This window comes from Sinobacterium norvegicum, from assembly GCF_923077115.1.
GTDB lineage: Bacteria > Pseudomonadota > Gammaproteobacteria > Pseudomonadales > Sinobacteriaceae > Sinobacterium > Sinobacterium norvegicum.
This window is the reverse complement of the sequence record NZ_CAKLPX010000002.1, coordinates 123,193-139,437: the sequence shown is the minus strand read 5'-3', so window position 1 is coordinate 139,437 and position 16,245 is coordinate 123,193. Positions and strand designations below refer to the sequence as shown.

Annotated in this window: 10 protein-coding genes; 6 read left to right on the top strand and 4 right to left on the bottom strand. The window is 50.6% G+C overall.

Going from position 1 to position 16,245, the window contains the following annotated elements; translation table 11 throughout:
- Nucleotides 1-17 precede the first annotated feature (17 nt).
- Nucleotides 18-3,125, bottom strand: a complete 3,108-nt coding sequence (locus tag L9P87_RS09620; protein ID WP_237444522.1) for an efflux RND transporter permease subunit — start codon at nt 3,123-3,125, stop codon at nt 18-20.
- Nucleotides 3,118-4,374: an efflux RND transporter periplasmic adaptor subunit gene (locus tag L9P87_RS09615; protein ID WP_237444521.1), complete on the bottom strand. Its 1,257-nt coding sequence runs from the start codon at nt 4,372-4,374 to the stop codon at nt 3,118-3,120. Before L9P87_RS09615 ends, L9P87_RS09620 begins: the two co-directional genes overlap by 8 nt.
- Before the next feature lie 248 nt (nt 4,375-4,622).
- On the opposite strand from L9P87_RS09615, the gene L9P87_RS09610 reads away from it, so the two are divergent.
- From L9P87_RS09610 to L9P87_RS09585, 6 genes are all read left to right on the top strand, one after another.
- Nucleotides 4,623-6,950 carry a Tex family protein gene (locus L9P87_RS09610; RefSeq protein WP_237444520.1) on the top strand — a complete coding sequence of 776 codons (2,328 nt, stop codon included), beginning with the start codon at nt 4,623-4,625 and terminating at the stop codon, nt 6,948-6,950.
- A 177-nt stretch (nt 6,951-7,127) separates the two neighbouring features.
- Nucleotides 7,128-7,925, top strand: coding sequence for an oxygen-binding di-iron domain-containing protein (locus L9P87_RS09605; protein WP_237444519.1), 798 nt, complete (start codon nt 7,128-7,130; stop codon nt 7,923-7,925).
- 159 nt (nt 7,926-8,084) lie between these two features.
- Nucleotides 8,085-9,182: an extracellular solute-binding protein gene (locus tag L9P87_RS09600; protein WP_237444518.1), complete on the top strand. Its 1,098-nt coding sequence runs from the start codon at nt 8,085-8,087 to the stop codon at nt 9,180-9,182.
- Nucleotides 9,183-9,425: 243 nt separating this feature from the next.
- Nucleotides 9,426-10,049, top strand: a complete 624-nt coding sequence (locus L9P87_RS09595; RefSeq protein WP_237444517.1) for a hypothetical protein — start codon at nt 9,426-9,428, stop codon at nt 10,047-10,049.
- A 290-nt stretch (nt 10,050-10,339) separates the two neighbouring features.
- The gene (locus L9P87_RS09590) at nt 10,340-12,148 is read left to right on the top strand and encodes a hypothetical protein (RefSeq protein ID WP_237444516.1); all 1,809 of its coding nucleotides are present in this window, start codon (nt 10,340-10,342) and stop codon (nt 12,146-12,148) included.
- Between the two features lie 153 nt (nt 12,149-12,301).
- On the top strand, nt 12,302-13,654 hold the full coding sequence (locus L9P87_RS09585; RefSeq protein WP_237444515.1) for a DEAD/DEAH box helicase: 1,353 nt from the start codon (nt 12,302-12,304) through the stop codon (nt 13,652-13,654).
- A gap of 71 nt (nt 13,655-13,725) precedes the next feature.
- Here L9P87_RS09585 and L9P87_RS09580 read toward each other — a convergent pair whose 3' ends face one another.
- Nucleotides 13,726-14,952, bottom strand: a complete 1,227-nt coding sequence (locus L9P87_RS09580; protein WP_237444514.1) for a heme biosynthesis HemY N-terminal domain-containing protein — start codon at nt 14,950-14,952, stop codon at nt 13,726-13,728.
- The gene (locus L9P87_RS09575; protein ID WP_237444513.1) at nt 14,952-16,217 is read right to left on the bottom strand and encodes a uroporphyrinogen-III C-methyltransferase; all 1,266 of its coding nucleotides are present in this window, start codon (nt 16,215-16,217) and stop codon (nt 14,952-14,954) included. Before L9P87_RS09575 ends, L9P87_RS09580 begins: the two co-directional genes overlap by 1 nt.
- Nucleotides 16,218-16,245 lie beyond the last annotated feature (28 nt).

Below are 16,245 nucleotides of genomic sequence, written 5' to 3'. Positions count from 1 at the left end.
CCCTGCCAGATAATAGTTCAGTGATTCACCAGCGCCGCCAAACGGCGTTTTTTCACCGCCAACCACTGATTCATATGCTCGCCTGATAGCAATAAACAGGGGACTAATAACAACGTCACAAAGCTGGCCAGCAGGACGCCAAAAGCCAGTGATATGACCATAGGAATCAAGAACTGCGCCTGCAGCGACGTCTCGGTCATAATCGGTAACAGTCCAATAAACGTTGTCGCAGAAGTCAGCACTATCGCCCTAAATCGATCCGGACCTGCCGTTGCAATGGCCTGTTCCAGGGGCATGTTCTCACCCTTATGCAAAGTATTAACACGGTCGATCAACACCAGGTTATCGTTTACCACCACACCGGCACAGGCGATAATCCCCATCATCGAGAACATTGAGATGTCCACCCCCATCATCAGATGGCCGATAATCGAACCCATAAAGCCGAAGGGGACGGCGGTTAACACTACCAGTGGTTGCCAGTAAGACTTAAACACCACCGCCATCAGTCCAAATATAATCACCATCGAGAGCGCCATCAGCTCAAAGGTGGCACCAACAAAATCAGCCTGATTGGCCTGTTCACCCTCAAGGCTGAAGGTGACATCGGGGTATTGCCTTTTCCATTCGGCTATCTTCGATTGCTTGATAGCGGCAATAATCTCACCGGCATTGGCATAGCCAAATTGCAACTCGGCACTGACTCTGGCACTCCGTTTGCGATCAATGCGTTCGATGGTGGTATAGCTCGGTTGATACTCCACCGATGCCACCTGCTCAAAGGGAATTTCAACCCCCTGAGGTGTCCGAATCCACATATCACGCAGGTAATCTTCGGTATCACGAATATCTCTGGGGTAGCGCACCATCACCTTCACATCTTCGTTGGCCAGAGGAATACGCTGCACCTCTTCGCCATAAAAACCCTGCCGTACCTGTTCTGCCACATCACTTAATGTCAGCCCCAGGGTTTTCGCCTTGGGCTTCAAGCCCAAGACAATCTCTGGCTTGGCATCATCCAGTGTCGTCCGTACATTATAAACGCCGGGGTATTGACCAAGCTCTTGCTGCAAGGCCTCGCTGACAGCCTTCAAAGAATCAATGGTACGCGCCGTTATTTGCATTTCTATTGGCTTGCCAACATTGAGAATTGTAAAGCTGATATTAAAATCCTTGGCTCGATTGATGTGACCAATCTCTGCCTTCCACTCCGTTACCATATCCTCAAGATCGATGTCCCGTGTTTCTGAACTTTCAAAGCCAACGACCACGCGCACAGTGCTGCCATAGGCCACAGATTCGACATGACTGATCAACTTTTTCTCATCACTGTTATATTTTTTCTCCATACGGTATGCCGCGTCTTCAAGCTGCAACATCACCGACTCGGTATCGGCAAAGGCCACTCCATCTGCCAATTCGACGCTGGCACTCATGAAATCAACAGGCACACGGGGAAAGAAGGCAACCTTCATCCAGCCGCCGCTCAGCACACCGACGGTTAACATAAAGCCAATAAAAAACACTGATATCGTTAGCAACTTCCAACGTAATAACATCGATAGGAAACGCTGATAATGGTTTTTTGAAAAAATTTCCATCTTGCTGGAACAGTAGCCACGCACATTATCGACTACACGACCAATCGATGACCTTGCTGGTTTTTCTGGCCGCATATGCGCCAGATGCGAGGGCAAAATAAACATCGATTCAATTAACGAAAAGGCCAGCGCCAGCAACACAACCTTTGGTATTTCCGCTGGCTCTGGGCCATCACCCGGCAAAAAGAAAAACGGGGCGAAGAAAATCATGGTGCTGATAACAGCAAACCAAACCGGGGTAATAACCCGCCGCGTCCCCTCTATGGCTCCCAGCATGCCGGGCTGACCCGAAGACTGCGCGGAATAGATCGACTCACCAACAATAATTGCATCATCGACGACAATACCAAGTATCAGCAAAAAGGCGAACAGCGAAATCATGTTCAAGCTTGCCCCCGTCGTCGGCAACAACCAGAATGCGCCCAAAAATGCCACTCCAATTCCGATCGAAACCCAAAACGCCAGCAGCGGCCGCAAAAACAGAAGCAATACAATAAACACCAGCAGCAAGCCACCTAGGCCATTTGTGATTAAGGTGTTGATTCGCCCCTTATATGATATCGACATGTCTCGCCATATCGTCAACTCGACCCCCTGTGGTAATTGCGGCGTCACGCGCGCAAGAAAAGCCTCCACACTTTCGCTGGTCTTTAATACATTCGGTTTGCTGGTCGAATAGACATCGAGTGAGAGCGATGGCTTTTGGTCGAAGCGGGTAATCGAATCGCTGTCCTCAAACACCGCTTTAATATTGGCAACATCGTTCAGTGTCAACAGCACTCCGCTGCGGTCGCTGCGCACTACAATATCTTCAAAGTCCGCAATGGTGTAGGCCTGCCCCCGCGCCTGCAACTGAATATCACCCTCAGTGGTTTTCAGCTTACCTGCGGGGAGGTTCAAGGAAGAACGGCGGACCGCATTGGCAATATCCTCAAAGCGCAGACCATAGCGGCGGAGATCCTGCTCCCGGACCTCGATAGACATCTCATAGGCGCGAGGCTTGCGTAATTCGACCAACGACACATGGGGCTGCTCTGACAACTCATCACGCAGACGGATTCCTAATTCTTTTAAATTTGCCTCGCCAATATCCCCTTCGAGAGACAGACTGATCATCCGCACCTTCCACTGGATCAAATTCACCTGCGGTCTTTCCGCCTCGACAGGAAAGGTTAAGATTGCATCTACCTTGGACTTCACATCATTGAGCAATACCTGGCCATCATAGCCCGCCTCTGTCTCGACGATGACGGTTGCCAAACCCTCCCGTGACACCGAACGCAGCTTATCTATTCCGTCTAAATCATGAATAGCCTCTTCGATGCGCTTACTAATTTGCTGCTCAACCTCTCGCGGGCTGGCCCCTGGATAAACCATTGATATATTAATATCGTTGATTTTACGCGAGGGGAAAAACTCCTTATCCATACCCGGCAAAGCGTTCAACCCGCCAATAATAATCAGCAGCATCAGTAAATTTGCCGCCTTGGTATTTTTAATAAACCACTCGGTTAGCTTACTCACCAATCACCTCTTCGGCCTGCGGATCGGCGGCTAATACCGGGGCGTTTGTATCCGTCAAAACAGTGGCAGAATTTAATGACTGAGGCTGATTAATCGCCTTAGGCGCCACCTGCAAACCAACCACATAATAATCTAGCGCAGAGACCAACACTCTCACCTCACCAGCCACTTCAGCTCTAACGGCCACCTGCTGGCGCGTGGATTTTATTAACTCTATCGGCAACGACTGTAACTTATCATCGGCATCAACCAGCCACAACAAATTACCCGGCTGGAGCGCCTTGCGGGGCAGCAGCAGAATATTATCGAGTTCTCGTCCCTCAATCTTGGCTTCGACAAATTGGCCAACGGTTAAAGGCGGGCGACGATTTGACTCGTCTTTGGCAAAGGGTAGATCTATTTCAGCCAGAGCATATAACACGCGGTTCTGCACATCGATCGAGGCGCTGGTACGCTTAATATACCCCTGCCACTGCCAGCGCTGACCACCAAAGTCAGCACTGAGTTCTACCTTTGTCGGGCTTAGTGCCGCCTCACTGTTTTGGTAGCGCAGCGGCAGATCTAGCAAGGCAATCTGTCTATCGGTCAGCGGCAGTCGAACTTCGACCTTATCAGTGGCATAAATTTTTGCGATGGCGGCACCGGGAGCAACATATTGACCGAGGTTAACCAGTGTTTCTTCAATGCGCCCGTCAAAAGGCGCCCTAATCACTGTCCGCTGCAGCGACAACTTAGCCTGAGACAGGTCTGATTTAGCCGCTGCCACGCGCGCCTCAGCAGCACGTAGCTGTGGTTTTTTCAAGAACAGTGCGTTGGCATCTTCATTGCCCAGGTCACGCCACTCTCGTTTTGCCTGCAAAGCCTGACCTTTAATCGTCGCCAATAACTCCTTCGCCTCGGCGACAATTGATTCGGCTCGGATAACCGCAAAGCGGAAGTCGGCATCCTCTATCCGTAATAACTGTTGGCCCTCGGTAAAGAAGTCACCGTTGAGATAGACATCACTGACGCTGTCAACCTTACCGCCTACTTGAGCAACGATATCGATAGCCCGATGAGGTCTAATAGTGCCCTGACTGCTGACAGTCAAACGCACTGACTCAGGCGTGGCGATAAATACGTCAACGGCAGTCGCCGGGCCGGCTGGCGAGTCTATAGGTTCGGGCACTGGCCGCCCCGTCATCAAACCATAAACCGCGAAACCACCGATCACCAATACCAATAGCGGCAGTAATATTCTTTTATTCATTGATCTAAACATCCAATTTTAGAATAGCCAACCAGCCATCACATTATTATTTATCGAGTTGAAATTATTATCAAAAAACAGGTCGTTAAGTTATACAGTAACACAGCCTTCTCTGGGCTTGCACTCGATCCTCGCGCAGGCCTAAACTTTACTGCATAATGCCTGAGCACCACAACAACGCCAGGGTTCGATTATCGTCACAACCCCTACAATTTTAGCGTATAAACACCACAAGATAACGATAACTTATGATAAATATTGCTCACAAAATCGCCGCTGAACTTAACGTCAACAATGCCCAAGTTGAGGCTGCCGTTACCCTGTTAGATGAGGGGGCCACAGTCCCCTTTATCGCTCGCTATCGTAAGGAGGTTACCGGAGGCTTAGATGACAGCCAAATGCGTAATCTCGAAGAACGCCTGCGCTATTTGCGCGAGCTTGAAGATCGCCGCGCCAGCATTATCGGCAGCATTGAAGAACAGGGTAAGATGTCGCCAGAGTTACTACAGTCAATTACCATTGCCGACACCAAAAATCGCCTCGAAGACCTCTATTTACCCTACAAACAAAAACGCCGTACCAAGGGGCAAATTGCCATTGAGGCAGGGCTTGAGCCGTTGGCAGAGAGCCTGTACCAAGACCCGAGCCAATCACCAGAGATGTTGGCGCTCGATTTTATCGATGCAGATAAGGGCGTGGCCGACTTAAAGGCAGCCCTCGACGGCGCCAAGTACATTCTGATGGAGCGCTTTGCAGAGGACGCAGACTTGCTGGCCAAGTTGCGCACCTTTCTCCTGCAAGAGGCTAATATCAGCTCTAGAGTACTCGCAGGTAAAGAACAAGAAGCCGCCAAATTCAGCGACTACTTCGAACACGACGAGGCGCTGAAGTCGACGCCGTCTCACCGGGCCCTGGCGTTATTTCGCGGTCGCAACGAAGGCTTTCTCGCCTTGTCCTTAGTTGTTGGCGATCCCGATGACAAACTCGCCGCCCACCCATGCGAGGCCATGCTCAGCGAACACGTTAACATTGTCGACCAAGGCCGCCCTGCTGACCGCTGGCTAAGGGAGGTCATCAAGTGGACCTGGCGCATCAAGCTGCTTACCCACCTAGAAACAGACCTTATGGGTCAGCTGCGCGAGAAAGCTGAAGAGGGCGCCATTGCCGTCTTTGCCTCCAACCTGAAAGATCTGTTACTCGCCGCGCCAGCCGGACAAAAAGCCACTATTGGTCTCGACCCCGGTATGCGTACCGGGGTTAAAGTCGCCGTTGTCGACGGGCAAGGCAAGGTATTAGATCACTGTGCCATCTATCCAACGCCTCCCCGCAACGATATTATTAATTCAGCCAAAACAGTTGTTGCCCTCGCCGAAAAATATAATGTCGAGCTAATCGCCATCGGTAACGGTACCGCCTCGCGCGAGACCGAGCGTTTTGTCAAAGACATTATTAAAGCCAAACCGGCACTGGGTTTGAAAAGCGTCATTGTCAACGAGGCTGGCGCCTCTATTTATTCCGCCTCAGAGTTTGCCTCACAGGAATACCCCGACCTTGACGTCACCATTCGTGGTGCCGTATCCATTGCGCACCGCTTACAGGATCCATTGGCAGAGCTGGTCAAAATTGACCCTAAATCTATTGGTGTCGGCCAGTATCAGCACGATGTCAGTCAGTCTTCGTTGGCCCGTCAACTAGATACCGTGGTAGAAGACTGTGTTAATGCTGTCGGGGTTGATGTCAATACGGCATCCAGCGCTCTGCTCACTCGTGTATCAGGCTTAAACAAAACGCTGGCCAGTAATATTGTCGCCTTTCGCGATGCCAACGGCGCTTTTAGCAACCGCAAACAACTCAAAGAGGTCACCCGATTTGGCGCCAAAACCTTCGAACAGGCGGCGGGTTTTCTCCGCATCGCCGGTGGTGACAACCCCCTTGACAGCTCGGCAGTGCACCCCGAGTCCTATGATGTAGTAAAACGCATTGTCGATAAAAGCGGGCGGAAAATAGAATCGCTGTTAGGGGACAGCCGCACTCTGCGAGACTTAAAGCCAGCAGACTACACCTCTGATACAGTCGGCCTACCTACCGTCACCGATATTATCAGCGAACTCGACAAGCCTGGCCGCGACCCTCGTCCTGAGTTCAAAACCGCCGAATTCAAAGATGGGGTCGAAAAAATTGCTGACCTGCAACCTGATATGATTCTTGAAGGAACCGTCACCAACGTCACCAACTTTGGCGCCTTTGTCGATATCGGCGTACACCAAGACGGCCTTGTGCATATCTCTGCGCTGTCCAATAGCTATGTCAGCGACCCCCGTGAAGTGGTAAAAGCAGGGGATATAGTCAAGGTTAAGGTGATGGAAGTCGATGCCCCGCGTAAGCGTATAGGTCTTTCAATGCGACTAAGTGACAACGCCAGTGAGGCCGCGGATAACAAACGTGGCGGTGGCGAGCGACGTGCCAACAAAGACAGCGGCCGCGGCACTAATCAGCGCAGCTTTGGCGACAAGAAACCGGCACAAGCCAACGGCACCATGGCAGCACTACTGACCGCCGCCATGAAGAAAAAATAACCCACGCTACCGCTCACAAAAGGCGTTAGATTTAATCTGGCGTCTTTTTTTTGTCTTTTTTTTCATTGAAACAGGCTACAGGATTAACCATACACTTTATGCGTCATTGATTTAAATCAACAACTTACTTTTGGAATCCGATAACTTGTGCGCATAAAATTGGATGAGTAATAAGTAATGAATAACGATAAAGCACAAGTACTATACGATCGCGACGGCCACCAGTGTGTGGTGTTCAGCAACCTTGTCCACGGCGATGGTGTTCAGGCCAACCAGTTTCTCATTATTAATGACAAACACGCCGCCCTCATCGACCCAGGAGGAGATCTTACCTATACCCCTCTAACGATAGCCCTAAGCGGAAGAGTGAAAATTGAAGATCTTGACTATGTTTTTGCCTCCCACCAAGATCCTGACATCATTGCTTCGTTGCCCCGCTGGCTTATGCACAGTAATGCTACCATCGTATGTAGCAAACTTTGGAGTAGGTTCCTGCCGCATCTTGCCTCAAATTTTGTCACTCAAAAATTGGACCGCGATCTGACCAGCCGCATGATTCATCTACCCGATGGCGGTGAAAAAATTCCCTTTGGTGATAGTTTCATCTATTGCATCCCCGCGCATTTTCTCCATTCTGTGGGTAACTTCCAGTTTTTCGACCCCGTCAGTAAAATCTTATTTTCTGGCGATATGGGCGCCTCTATGGTGTCCGAGGAAATGGCAAAACATCCCGTCAGTGATTTTCAGGCGCATATTGCAACCATGAAGGGGTTTCATCAACGTTATATGTGTTCAAAAAAAGCCGCCAAATTATGGGCCGACATGGTGCGGGACATGGATGTTGAAATGCTGGTTCCCCAACACGGCAGCCCCTTTGTGGGCAAGGAGATGATCAACCAATTTCTCGACTGGATCAGCGAATTGGACTGCGGTATCGATCTACTGACTCACCGCGACTACAGCGTACCTTACTAAAAAAATATCAGCGGGGTGTACAACCACCTCGCTGAAAAATACTGATTAACAGCACGATAAACCTAACACTTTTCATAAGGCCTACCTGTTCAGGTAATAGCTTATTGCCGTGTTTTTTTATATGATCCGCGTCATATTAAACAATAACAAGGTCGAGAAATGTCTTTAAAAAATCTTTTTGCTGCGTTCATCGTAAGCTCAGCCTGCGCAGCAGCGACAGCCAGCGCAGAACAACAATCGCTAAATCTCTATAACTGGTCTGATTATCTCGCCGAAGATACGCTGGCCAAGTTCACCGAACAAACAGGCATTGTGGTTAATCTCACCACCTATGAAGAGGAGTCCGAAGCCAATGATGTTCTGCTATCAAAAAGCAGCGACTACGATATCGTTGTCATTGCACTGGACTTTATGGCTGAGCAGCTGGTGAACCAACGGGCATTATTTAAGCCACTAAAAAAGCAACTGCTGCCCAACATGAGCAACCTTGACCCGGCGATGCTGGCAGAAGTCGCCGGTAAAGACCCCTTCAACTATTACGGTGTGCCATATCTGTGGGGCACGATTGGTATCGGCTACAATCCCGCAATGGTCAACCAGCGCTTCAATGGCCAACCCCCTGTCGATTCTTGGAGCTTGATCTTTGAAGTTGAGAACATCAAAAAACTAAGCGATTGCGGCGTTGCCTTTATCGACAGCCCCAATGAAATACTGCCTCTGATCATTAATTACCTTGGCGGCGAGGCTGACACCAAGCATCGCAGCGTCTATGAGAATCTAGCCCGAGAACGACTGGAGGCAATAGCTCCCTACGTCACATTTAACACCGATTATATTTATGACCTCGCCGCAGGTGAATACTGCGCGGTGGTTGGCTGGTCAGGAAATATGATGTATGCGGCAGACATTGCCAGCGAAGCAGACAACGGCGTTGAAATTTTATATTCGCTGCCTCAGGAAGGTGCATCATACTGGTTTGATATGCTGGCAATACCGGTACAGTCACAAAATATAGAGGCAGCCCACACCTTTATAAATTTCATGATGCAACCCGAGGTTATCGCCGATGTCAGTAACTATTTGTGGTACCCCAATATCAACCTTTCAGCCATGCCGTTAATCGATGACGAAATACTGACCGACCCGAACATTTACCCCACCGACGAGATCAAATCAAAATTGTATTTATTGCCTGTGGCGTCGAAGCGAATGACTAAATATCAAAATGCATTATGGCAGTCAGCCGATCAGCGATAGTAAAACCGCGCCATTCGACTGTTGTCTTTGGCGCCGTCATTAGCCTGCGAATGCAGGCTCTGCCTCTTCGATTTTAAAAAATATTATTCCTGCACTCATAGAAATTAAAACCACTCTGACCCTATTTTATATCCCACGTAATTCATTGACCATAACAAATCCTCGCTATAGATTTAACTCCATTGAAAATGAAGCAACGAATGCTTCTTATTTTCTCATCAGTCATATAGAAACGGAGTTCCTATGCCTTCCAGTGCAAGAAAATCAATGGGTAATGCCAATGCGGATTGGGGTGTCTGCGGCTTTACCAGCAGTCTTTATGCCATGTATGAGCACAACCCTTCAAAGAGGCAGCAGCTCAACAATGCCAATACTGCCTTCAGAGTCCTCGCTGAAATAAAAAGCTATTTAATGATGCTTAAGGCCGACGGGGAGCAGACCTTGTTGAATAGCATAGTGGACTTTACGCAATCCTTTGGTTCCCCTTTCGATACCTTCAACATCGATACATATATTGCTCGCATCAATGCCGCAGTTAATCAGTCTGAGAATGCTATCAAGGCCGACAGCCTGTTTGGCATTGCCATGCCTCCTGAGGCGGTCGCCGATTACTTGAAACGCATTTGGCAATACGATTCCACGATAACCACCACCGTTGGCGGCGGTACGGGCAATAAGGATGGCATTTTAGGTGTTACCAGCAACAATCCTACGATGCCGATGTACCATGGCTTAGAGCATTACCTATATCGTTGCAAGGGGGTTGTTTATAGCTGGGGGGATGCTTATACCAGTGTTCAGGATGCAGCCAATCAAGGGGCCGGCGGCGCCAACTGGCAGGTCTGCCGACTGATTGAAATCAACTAAATAGCAACAAAAAAATAAGACAGCCGTCTTTAAAAAGGCCGCTGCTTTTTTGTTTCTTCGGCATAAATAACTTCGTTACTCTGCACCACATTTTTGTCTTTTTCATGCAATGCTGTTCGGTTTTTTTTACAGTCATTTTATTTTTTAGCCGCCCTCCTCACACACACTAATGAGTGACAATACAATGTAAAACATCGGTTAATTTCCGCCCGACACTGAGTGCTATATTTTTCACCACCTGACAATAACAAAAAATAGCAAAGGATGATTCAGTGATAAAAAACATCATAATGACAAGCTGCATAAGCGCAGCGTTACTGGTTGGCTCACCGAGTTTTGCTCAGCAACCGGTTACCCCAAGCACAGGCATTAGCATACTCAGCGTCGACAATAATGCCGACAACACGGTCACAATCAACGGCAAGGCCGGCCCCTGGCAGGCCATTACCGACTTAACAATTAATGGCTATCAACCACTTAATTACATCCCGCAATCAGACCCTTCAATCACCGGACCTGAGGCACATATTTTCAGCCTCACCATCCCGGCTGCCGATCATTATCAAATTGTCTCCTACGATATGCTGCAGGGCACTCGTAGCGCAGATTATGCCAGCGCGGATACGGCGATAGAAAATGCCGTACAACTGGCCATCAGCGACCAGTTTATGGCAGAGGTTGGCCCCGTCGTTGAAACACTGCTGGAAGACATCAGCCTAACCAGCCTGCTCGACATCGACAGCAACGAATGTATTTACCGCCAATACAGCTGGCAACGCTGTGGCTTATATCTCCGCGAGGCCGGCATTAATGGTCGCCCGGATGTCTCTGTATTTTTTACCCCGGCCAGCAATAATGAGCTGACGATCAATGTAGCCATCCATATCCCTGAGGCTGCATTACACACCCGTGTTAAGCGCCCGTTTTGGTGGGGCTATCGCAACACCCGTATCGCCGCTAAAAATGTCGATGTTTTTGCCCAAATCGGCGTCACCGCGACAGACAATCAATCGATCAAATTGATTCTGGATGACCCCAGCGATATCGCACTGCACATCGGCAAGCTCGATGTCGACAGCAATACCATAGCAGCCAATATGATTCCACTGTTTAAAAACTCCATCACCACCATCATCAACAAACATTTGGTCAATGTGGTTGGCCCGATATTAAATCATGTCGCGCTGCCTGAGATCCCTCTCAGCCTGCCTCTGGACATCGACGGTGACGGCAATAACGATGCCGTCTTCGATATCGCCATGCATGCCAACCAGCTCTCTGCCGATAATAATAACACCGGTATCGTCGCCATCGGCGGCGCTATCTCTGTCAGTGAAGAGAATACTGCCCAAGGCCGAGAGATTCTCGGCTACCGTGTCATCGAAGGCGAGCTACCCAACGCCGATCTGGCCAACAATACTGATATCCAGGCCTCACTGGCGGTGAGCTTTGTCAACCAAATCGTCGCTGCCCTATACCAAAGTGGTTTAGAGGAGAGCATTGCCATTCCACTCAAGGTATCAGACCTTGGTAGCTTTGGTGAGGCACTCGGTATATTCGGTTATGCCATCGACGCCCCAATGAACTTCGAGATTGCCTTCGGCGGCCTGCCAGAAATCACCCTGTCTAACGATGCAGTAAACCCACTAGGCCTACAATTGGTTGCCCCAGAACTACGCTTTAAGATGATTATTGAAAACGCAGCAGGCGAAATGGAAACGGCACTGGATTTCGAAATGGATGTCGCCGTGGCGACCTCTATTGGTGCCCACGCCGACGGTAAGCTGGATTTGGATTTCAACGATATCTTGGCGATGAATATCACAACACTGTACCCGTCTACGATTTCCGACCTTGGCGGGCCTCAAACTGCGCCACTCATCACCTTTGGCTTACAGATGATGCTGCAGGAGTTTGCGCCATTGGTTGAAGACCTCACCAACAGCGCCCGTATCGATCTCGACCTAGGGGCGCTGCTCAACGATTTGTTAAAGACCAATGACTTCTCCACCATTCCTGCCACCGGTTATATCACCGAGGCAGACGCCAGCGACGACAATGCCTATATGACGATTGGTATCGGAGTCGACTTCAACTGAGTCGTCACCTGACGCCAAAAAGCCGGCATTAATGCCGGCTTTTTCTTGCTCCAAACCCTCTAGGCTTGGCTAATAATAGGATGTCGATGGCACAACGGCGGCGGTTCAGGTAAGCTTCACCGCCGTCCTATCCCTGTCAACAAGTGAGTCATTATGAGCTTTGCCGCCCTCGGTTTATCCGACCCCATTGTAAAAGCTGTAGCCAAACAAGGTTACGACACCCCCTCACCTATTCAAGCCCAGGCTATTCCTGCGGTGATTGAGGGTAAGGATGTGATGGCGGCGGCGCAGACCGGCACCGGTAAGACGGCCGGTTTTACTCTGCCCTTACTCGAACGCCTCAGCGGCGGTAAAAAAGTACAGGGCAATCAGGTACGAGCGCTGGTATTAACCCCAACCCGCGAATTGGCAGCCCAGGTACAGCAGAGTGTTGAGACATACAGCGTCAATCTCCCGCTCACCTCTACCGTCGTCTTTGGCGGCGTTAAGATCAATCCGCAGATGATGAAACTGCGCGGCGGCGTCGATATTCTCGTCGCCACCCCCGGTCGCCTGATCGATTTATACAATCAAGGCGCAGTGAAGTTTGACCAATTGGAAGTGCTGATCCTCGATGAGGCCGACCGCATGTTAGACATGGGGTTTATTCACGATATCCGCAAAATCTTGGCCGTATTGCCTAAGCGCCGCCAAAATCTACTATTCTCGGCGACCTTCTCCGACGACATCCGCACCCTGGCCAAGACCATTGTTAACAATCCCGTCGAAGTCTCTGTCGCACCGCCGAATACCACCGCCGAGAAAGTCGAGCAGCTGGTTTACCCCGTCGACAAGAAACAAAAACCTGCTCTGTTGGCCAAGCTAATCATCGACAACGACTGGCAGCAGGTGTTGGTATTCTCCCGCACCAAACACGGCGCCAATAAGCTGACTAAGTTCCTAGAGGCCAATGGCATCCTAGCGGCTGCCATCCACGGCAACAAGAGCCAGGCGGCACGCACCAAGGCCCTAGCTAACTTTAAGTTCAATAAGATTCGCGCCCTGGTGGCCACCGACATCGCCGCCCGAGGTATCGATATCAACCAGTTGCCGCAGGTGGTCAACTTCGACCTGCCCAACGTACCCGAGGATTATGTTCACCGCATCGGCCGTACCGGACGCGCCAGCGCTGAGGGTCAGGCCGTGTCACTGGTTTGCGCCGACGAATCGAAATATCTGTCTGATATCGAGCGCCTCATCCGTCAGGTCATTCCCCGCGAAATCGTAGAGGGGTTTGAACCAACCCATCCTCTGGCCGAGTCGCGACTGCAAAAGCCCAAGAAGCCAAAGAAACCAAAGCAGCCCCATGGCGAACATCAAGATGGTCAACGCTCCGGCGAAAACAGCCGTGGCCACAAGCCGGCCTCAGCCAACCGTCGCCGTGGCGGCGGTGGTGGTAATAGCACCAAGCCCAACGGTGGCAACCGCTCCTCACGCGGCCGCCGCCCGAGCAACAACAGCGCTTGATAACACGGTGCAGCGGCACAAAAAAAGGCGCCTGCCGTTAATACGGGGCGCCTTTTTTATCGCCTGTCACCTTAGCGCAGCGGCTTGCTCGGCATAGGCAGCGCCAAGCCTTGTTGCTCGAGGTTAAAGCTTAAACGATAATACTCCTTGCTCTTATCCTCGTCGCCCAGGGCGGCACTGAGTTGAGCAAGCTCTAGATAGGCCTCGTTATTACGAGTAAACCGCAGGCTGGTCTCGTAGTACTCCCGCGCCTTACCCCATAGCTCTAGTCTCATACAAATACGCGCCAGCGATAACAGCAGTACAGGGTTATTATTACGCTCTTTCAACCAGCCCTCGGCAAACAATAGCTGCTTTTGCAGATCGGCCGATTTGAGCCGTCCATAGAGTTCAACGGCCTCATCGTCCCAGTACTTGCGCAGATAGCGTTGCAACTCGTTGACCGCCACCTCGGCCGCACCCACCTCACCGAGCAGCGCACTGTAACTCAACAGCAGCTCTGCCGTATTCTTTTGCTTTTTGTTGAGTTTGGCCCACTGTTCCTGCAGGCCTGAAACGGCATCAGGCATCTTGGCGACGGCTTGCAAACGCTGTTGATACACCTCAATCGCCAACGCCTCATACTGCTCGGCTGTGAACCCAGAGCTTCGCTCGACCTCGACCAGTAACTTCTCCAGGTGACGATAATCCTTTAAGCCCCGGTAGGTTTTTACCAGCAACTCGAGGACGAAAGGGTGCTGTTTACCAAGCTTCTTACGTAGCCGTAAAATAGTCGCCAACGACTGTTCATAGTGCTTTGCCGCCAATTGCATCTCGGCCTGCGTAATTTCAATGGTGGCATGGGCATTAGGGGCAGAAACATAGGCCAGCTGAAGAAATTTCTCGACCGATTTCTCATCGTTAAGACGGTAACTGGCTCTGGCGGCCACTAAGTAGTGAACCAAATTATGGTCAGAGCGCTTGGCTGCGCGCTCCAGCGCCTTGCGAGACTTCTCCCAGTGCCCCTCGCTGAAGGCGATCAACCCGCGATTGTAAAGCGCATTGGCATTGCGCGAACCGAAGCCCGTCAACCAGTTGCGGGTGGCAAAAGGCAGTCGCAGGCTACGCGCGATCAACCAGATAGTCAGCAGCCCCGAGATCGCAGCCAGCAGGAAAATAAAAGCCGCCACCCACAGCGTCATTTCAATAGTCGTCTTACCCACTGCCACCAGCACATAACCGGGATAATTATGGATACCCCAGGCGATGCCAAAGGCGATGACCAGAGCAATTAAGACGGTGATTAATATCGCGCGCATTAACGATTCCCCCCGTGATCAATCGCCTCGGCAGCGGATTTCTTTTCAGCCTCTGGCGCCGGCGCCACAACATCAACAGGCAACGATAAACGCGGCTGCTCCTGGCTCGGCGTCATTTGGTGCTCGGCCTCAATAAAGGCTGAGATCGCCCGCTCAGAACCACTGATATTGGGCAGCTCGGGCACGATATCGAGTTTATCGAAGTGGCTCAGCTCATCGAGGATGACTTGGGTTTTAGGGTCATCCGTCAGGTAATTACGCTCAATATGCCACTGCAGTCGATCGATACTTTGGCTGAAAATTTGCTGTTGACCAAGCAACAGCGAGGTCTGTGCGATGTCGGCAAACAATAACAGTCGCTGACGCAATAGAAAGGCATCGGAAGTCGAAGGCAGCGGCTCGATTTCAATATCACGCGATTGGATTTGTACCAGTGAGAATAGCTTGTCCGCAGCCCGCTCAAACTTGTTGATAAATTTCGCCCACCAACCCTCGACTACCTCACTTTCAACGGGGGCGAGCTCCTCCGATTTAAAGCGGGGGTCATCGTATAATTTAAGTTCATTAATCTGATCAGAGACAGCCGCCAAGCGTTGAAAACTGCCCTCTAAATCGAAGCGCGCCACCGCCTTAAGGCTGGTAATATCACGCCTAAAAGCTTGGCGTACTGTGTATAAGCCCGCATCATTTAACTCGTATAAAATTTTGTCCCCAGTCTCCAACAAGGCCAGAGAACCCTTGGTATCGCGCCCCATATGCAGGCGCTGGTTGGCCAGCCGGGACAGATATTCCACCTCGGCCAACTTCCAGTCGCGGGGGTCGGTGGTTGCCAAGTCTCGTAAGCGACGCCCCTGACTCTGCAGCTGGTCATCAAAACCGTCGAGCCGGCGTGCACTTTCACGACTGGTAGCCGTGGTATCATCAGCCTGCTGTTTTAGCTGTCGGGTCAGCACATCAGCGCGATTAAAAGCCGCCTGTAGGCGATCATCCATCGACGATAATTTCTGTTCCAGCAACTGCTGCTCGGTCATATTATTAACGACAAAGTAAGCGGTGCCAGCAACGGCGACCAAGGCGATAAACAGGGCTGCGAAAGCCAACAAGCCAGCGGATGATTTTTTCTCTGCGCGCCGCACCGTCTGCTTTGGGCTCGCTTTTTCTGCCGGTTGCTCGATAACTTCAGCACTTAAGGTGGGTACCAATTCTTCGCCATTGCTGACAGAGTTTTCGGGTTTATTTTGCTTATCGTTATTGGAATCGCTCACGCATGGGGCTCCTAATGTTAACAATCGC

Bases quoted from the DNA above. Each gene is read 5' to 3' on its own strand.
- L9P87_RS09615 (WP_237444521.1), bottom strand. From the start codon at position 4,374: ATGAATAAAAGAATATTACTGCCGCTATTGGTATTGGTGATCGGTGGT.
- L9P87_RS09610 (WP_237444520.1), top strand. From the start codon at position 4,623: ATGATAAATATTGCTCACAAAATCGCCGCTGAACTTAACGTCAACAAT.
- L9P87_RS09605 (WP_237444519.1), top strand. From the start codon at position 7,128: ATGAATAACGATAAAGCACAAGTACTATACGATCGCGACGGCCACCAG.
- L9P87_RS09600 (WP_237444518.1), top strand. From the start codon at position 8,085: ATGTCTTTAAAAAATCTTTTTGCTGCGTTCATCGTAAGCTCAGCCTGC.
- L9P87_RS09595 (WP_237444517.1), top strand. From the start codon at position 9,426: ATGCCTTCCAGTGCAAGAAAATCAATGGGTAATGCCAATGCGGATTGG.
- L9P87_RS09590 (WP_237444516.1), top strand. From the start codon at position 10,340: ATGACAAGCTGCATAAGCGCAGCGTTACTGGTTGGCTCACCGAGTTTT.
- L9P87_RS09585 (WP_237444515.1), top strand. From the start codon at position 12,302: ATGAGCTTTGCCGCCCTCGGTTTATCCGACCCCATTGTAAAAGCTGTA.
- L9P87_RS09580 (WP_237444514.1), bottom strand. From the start codon at position 14,952: ATGCGCGCGATATTAATCACCGTCTTAATTGCTCTGGTCATCGCCTTT.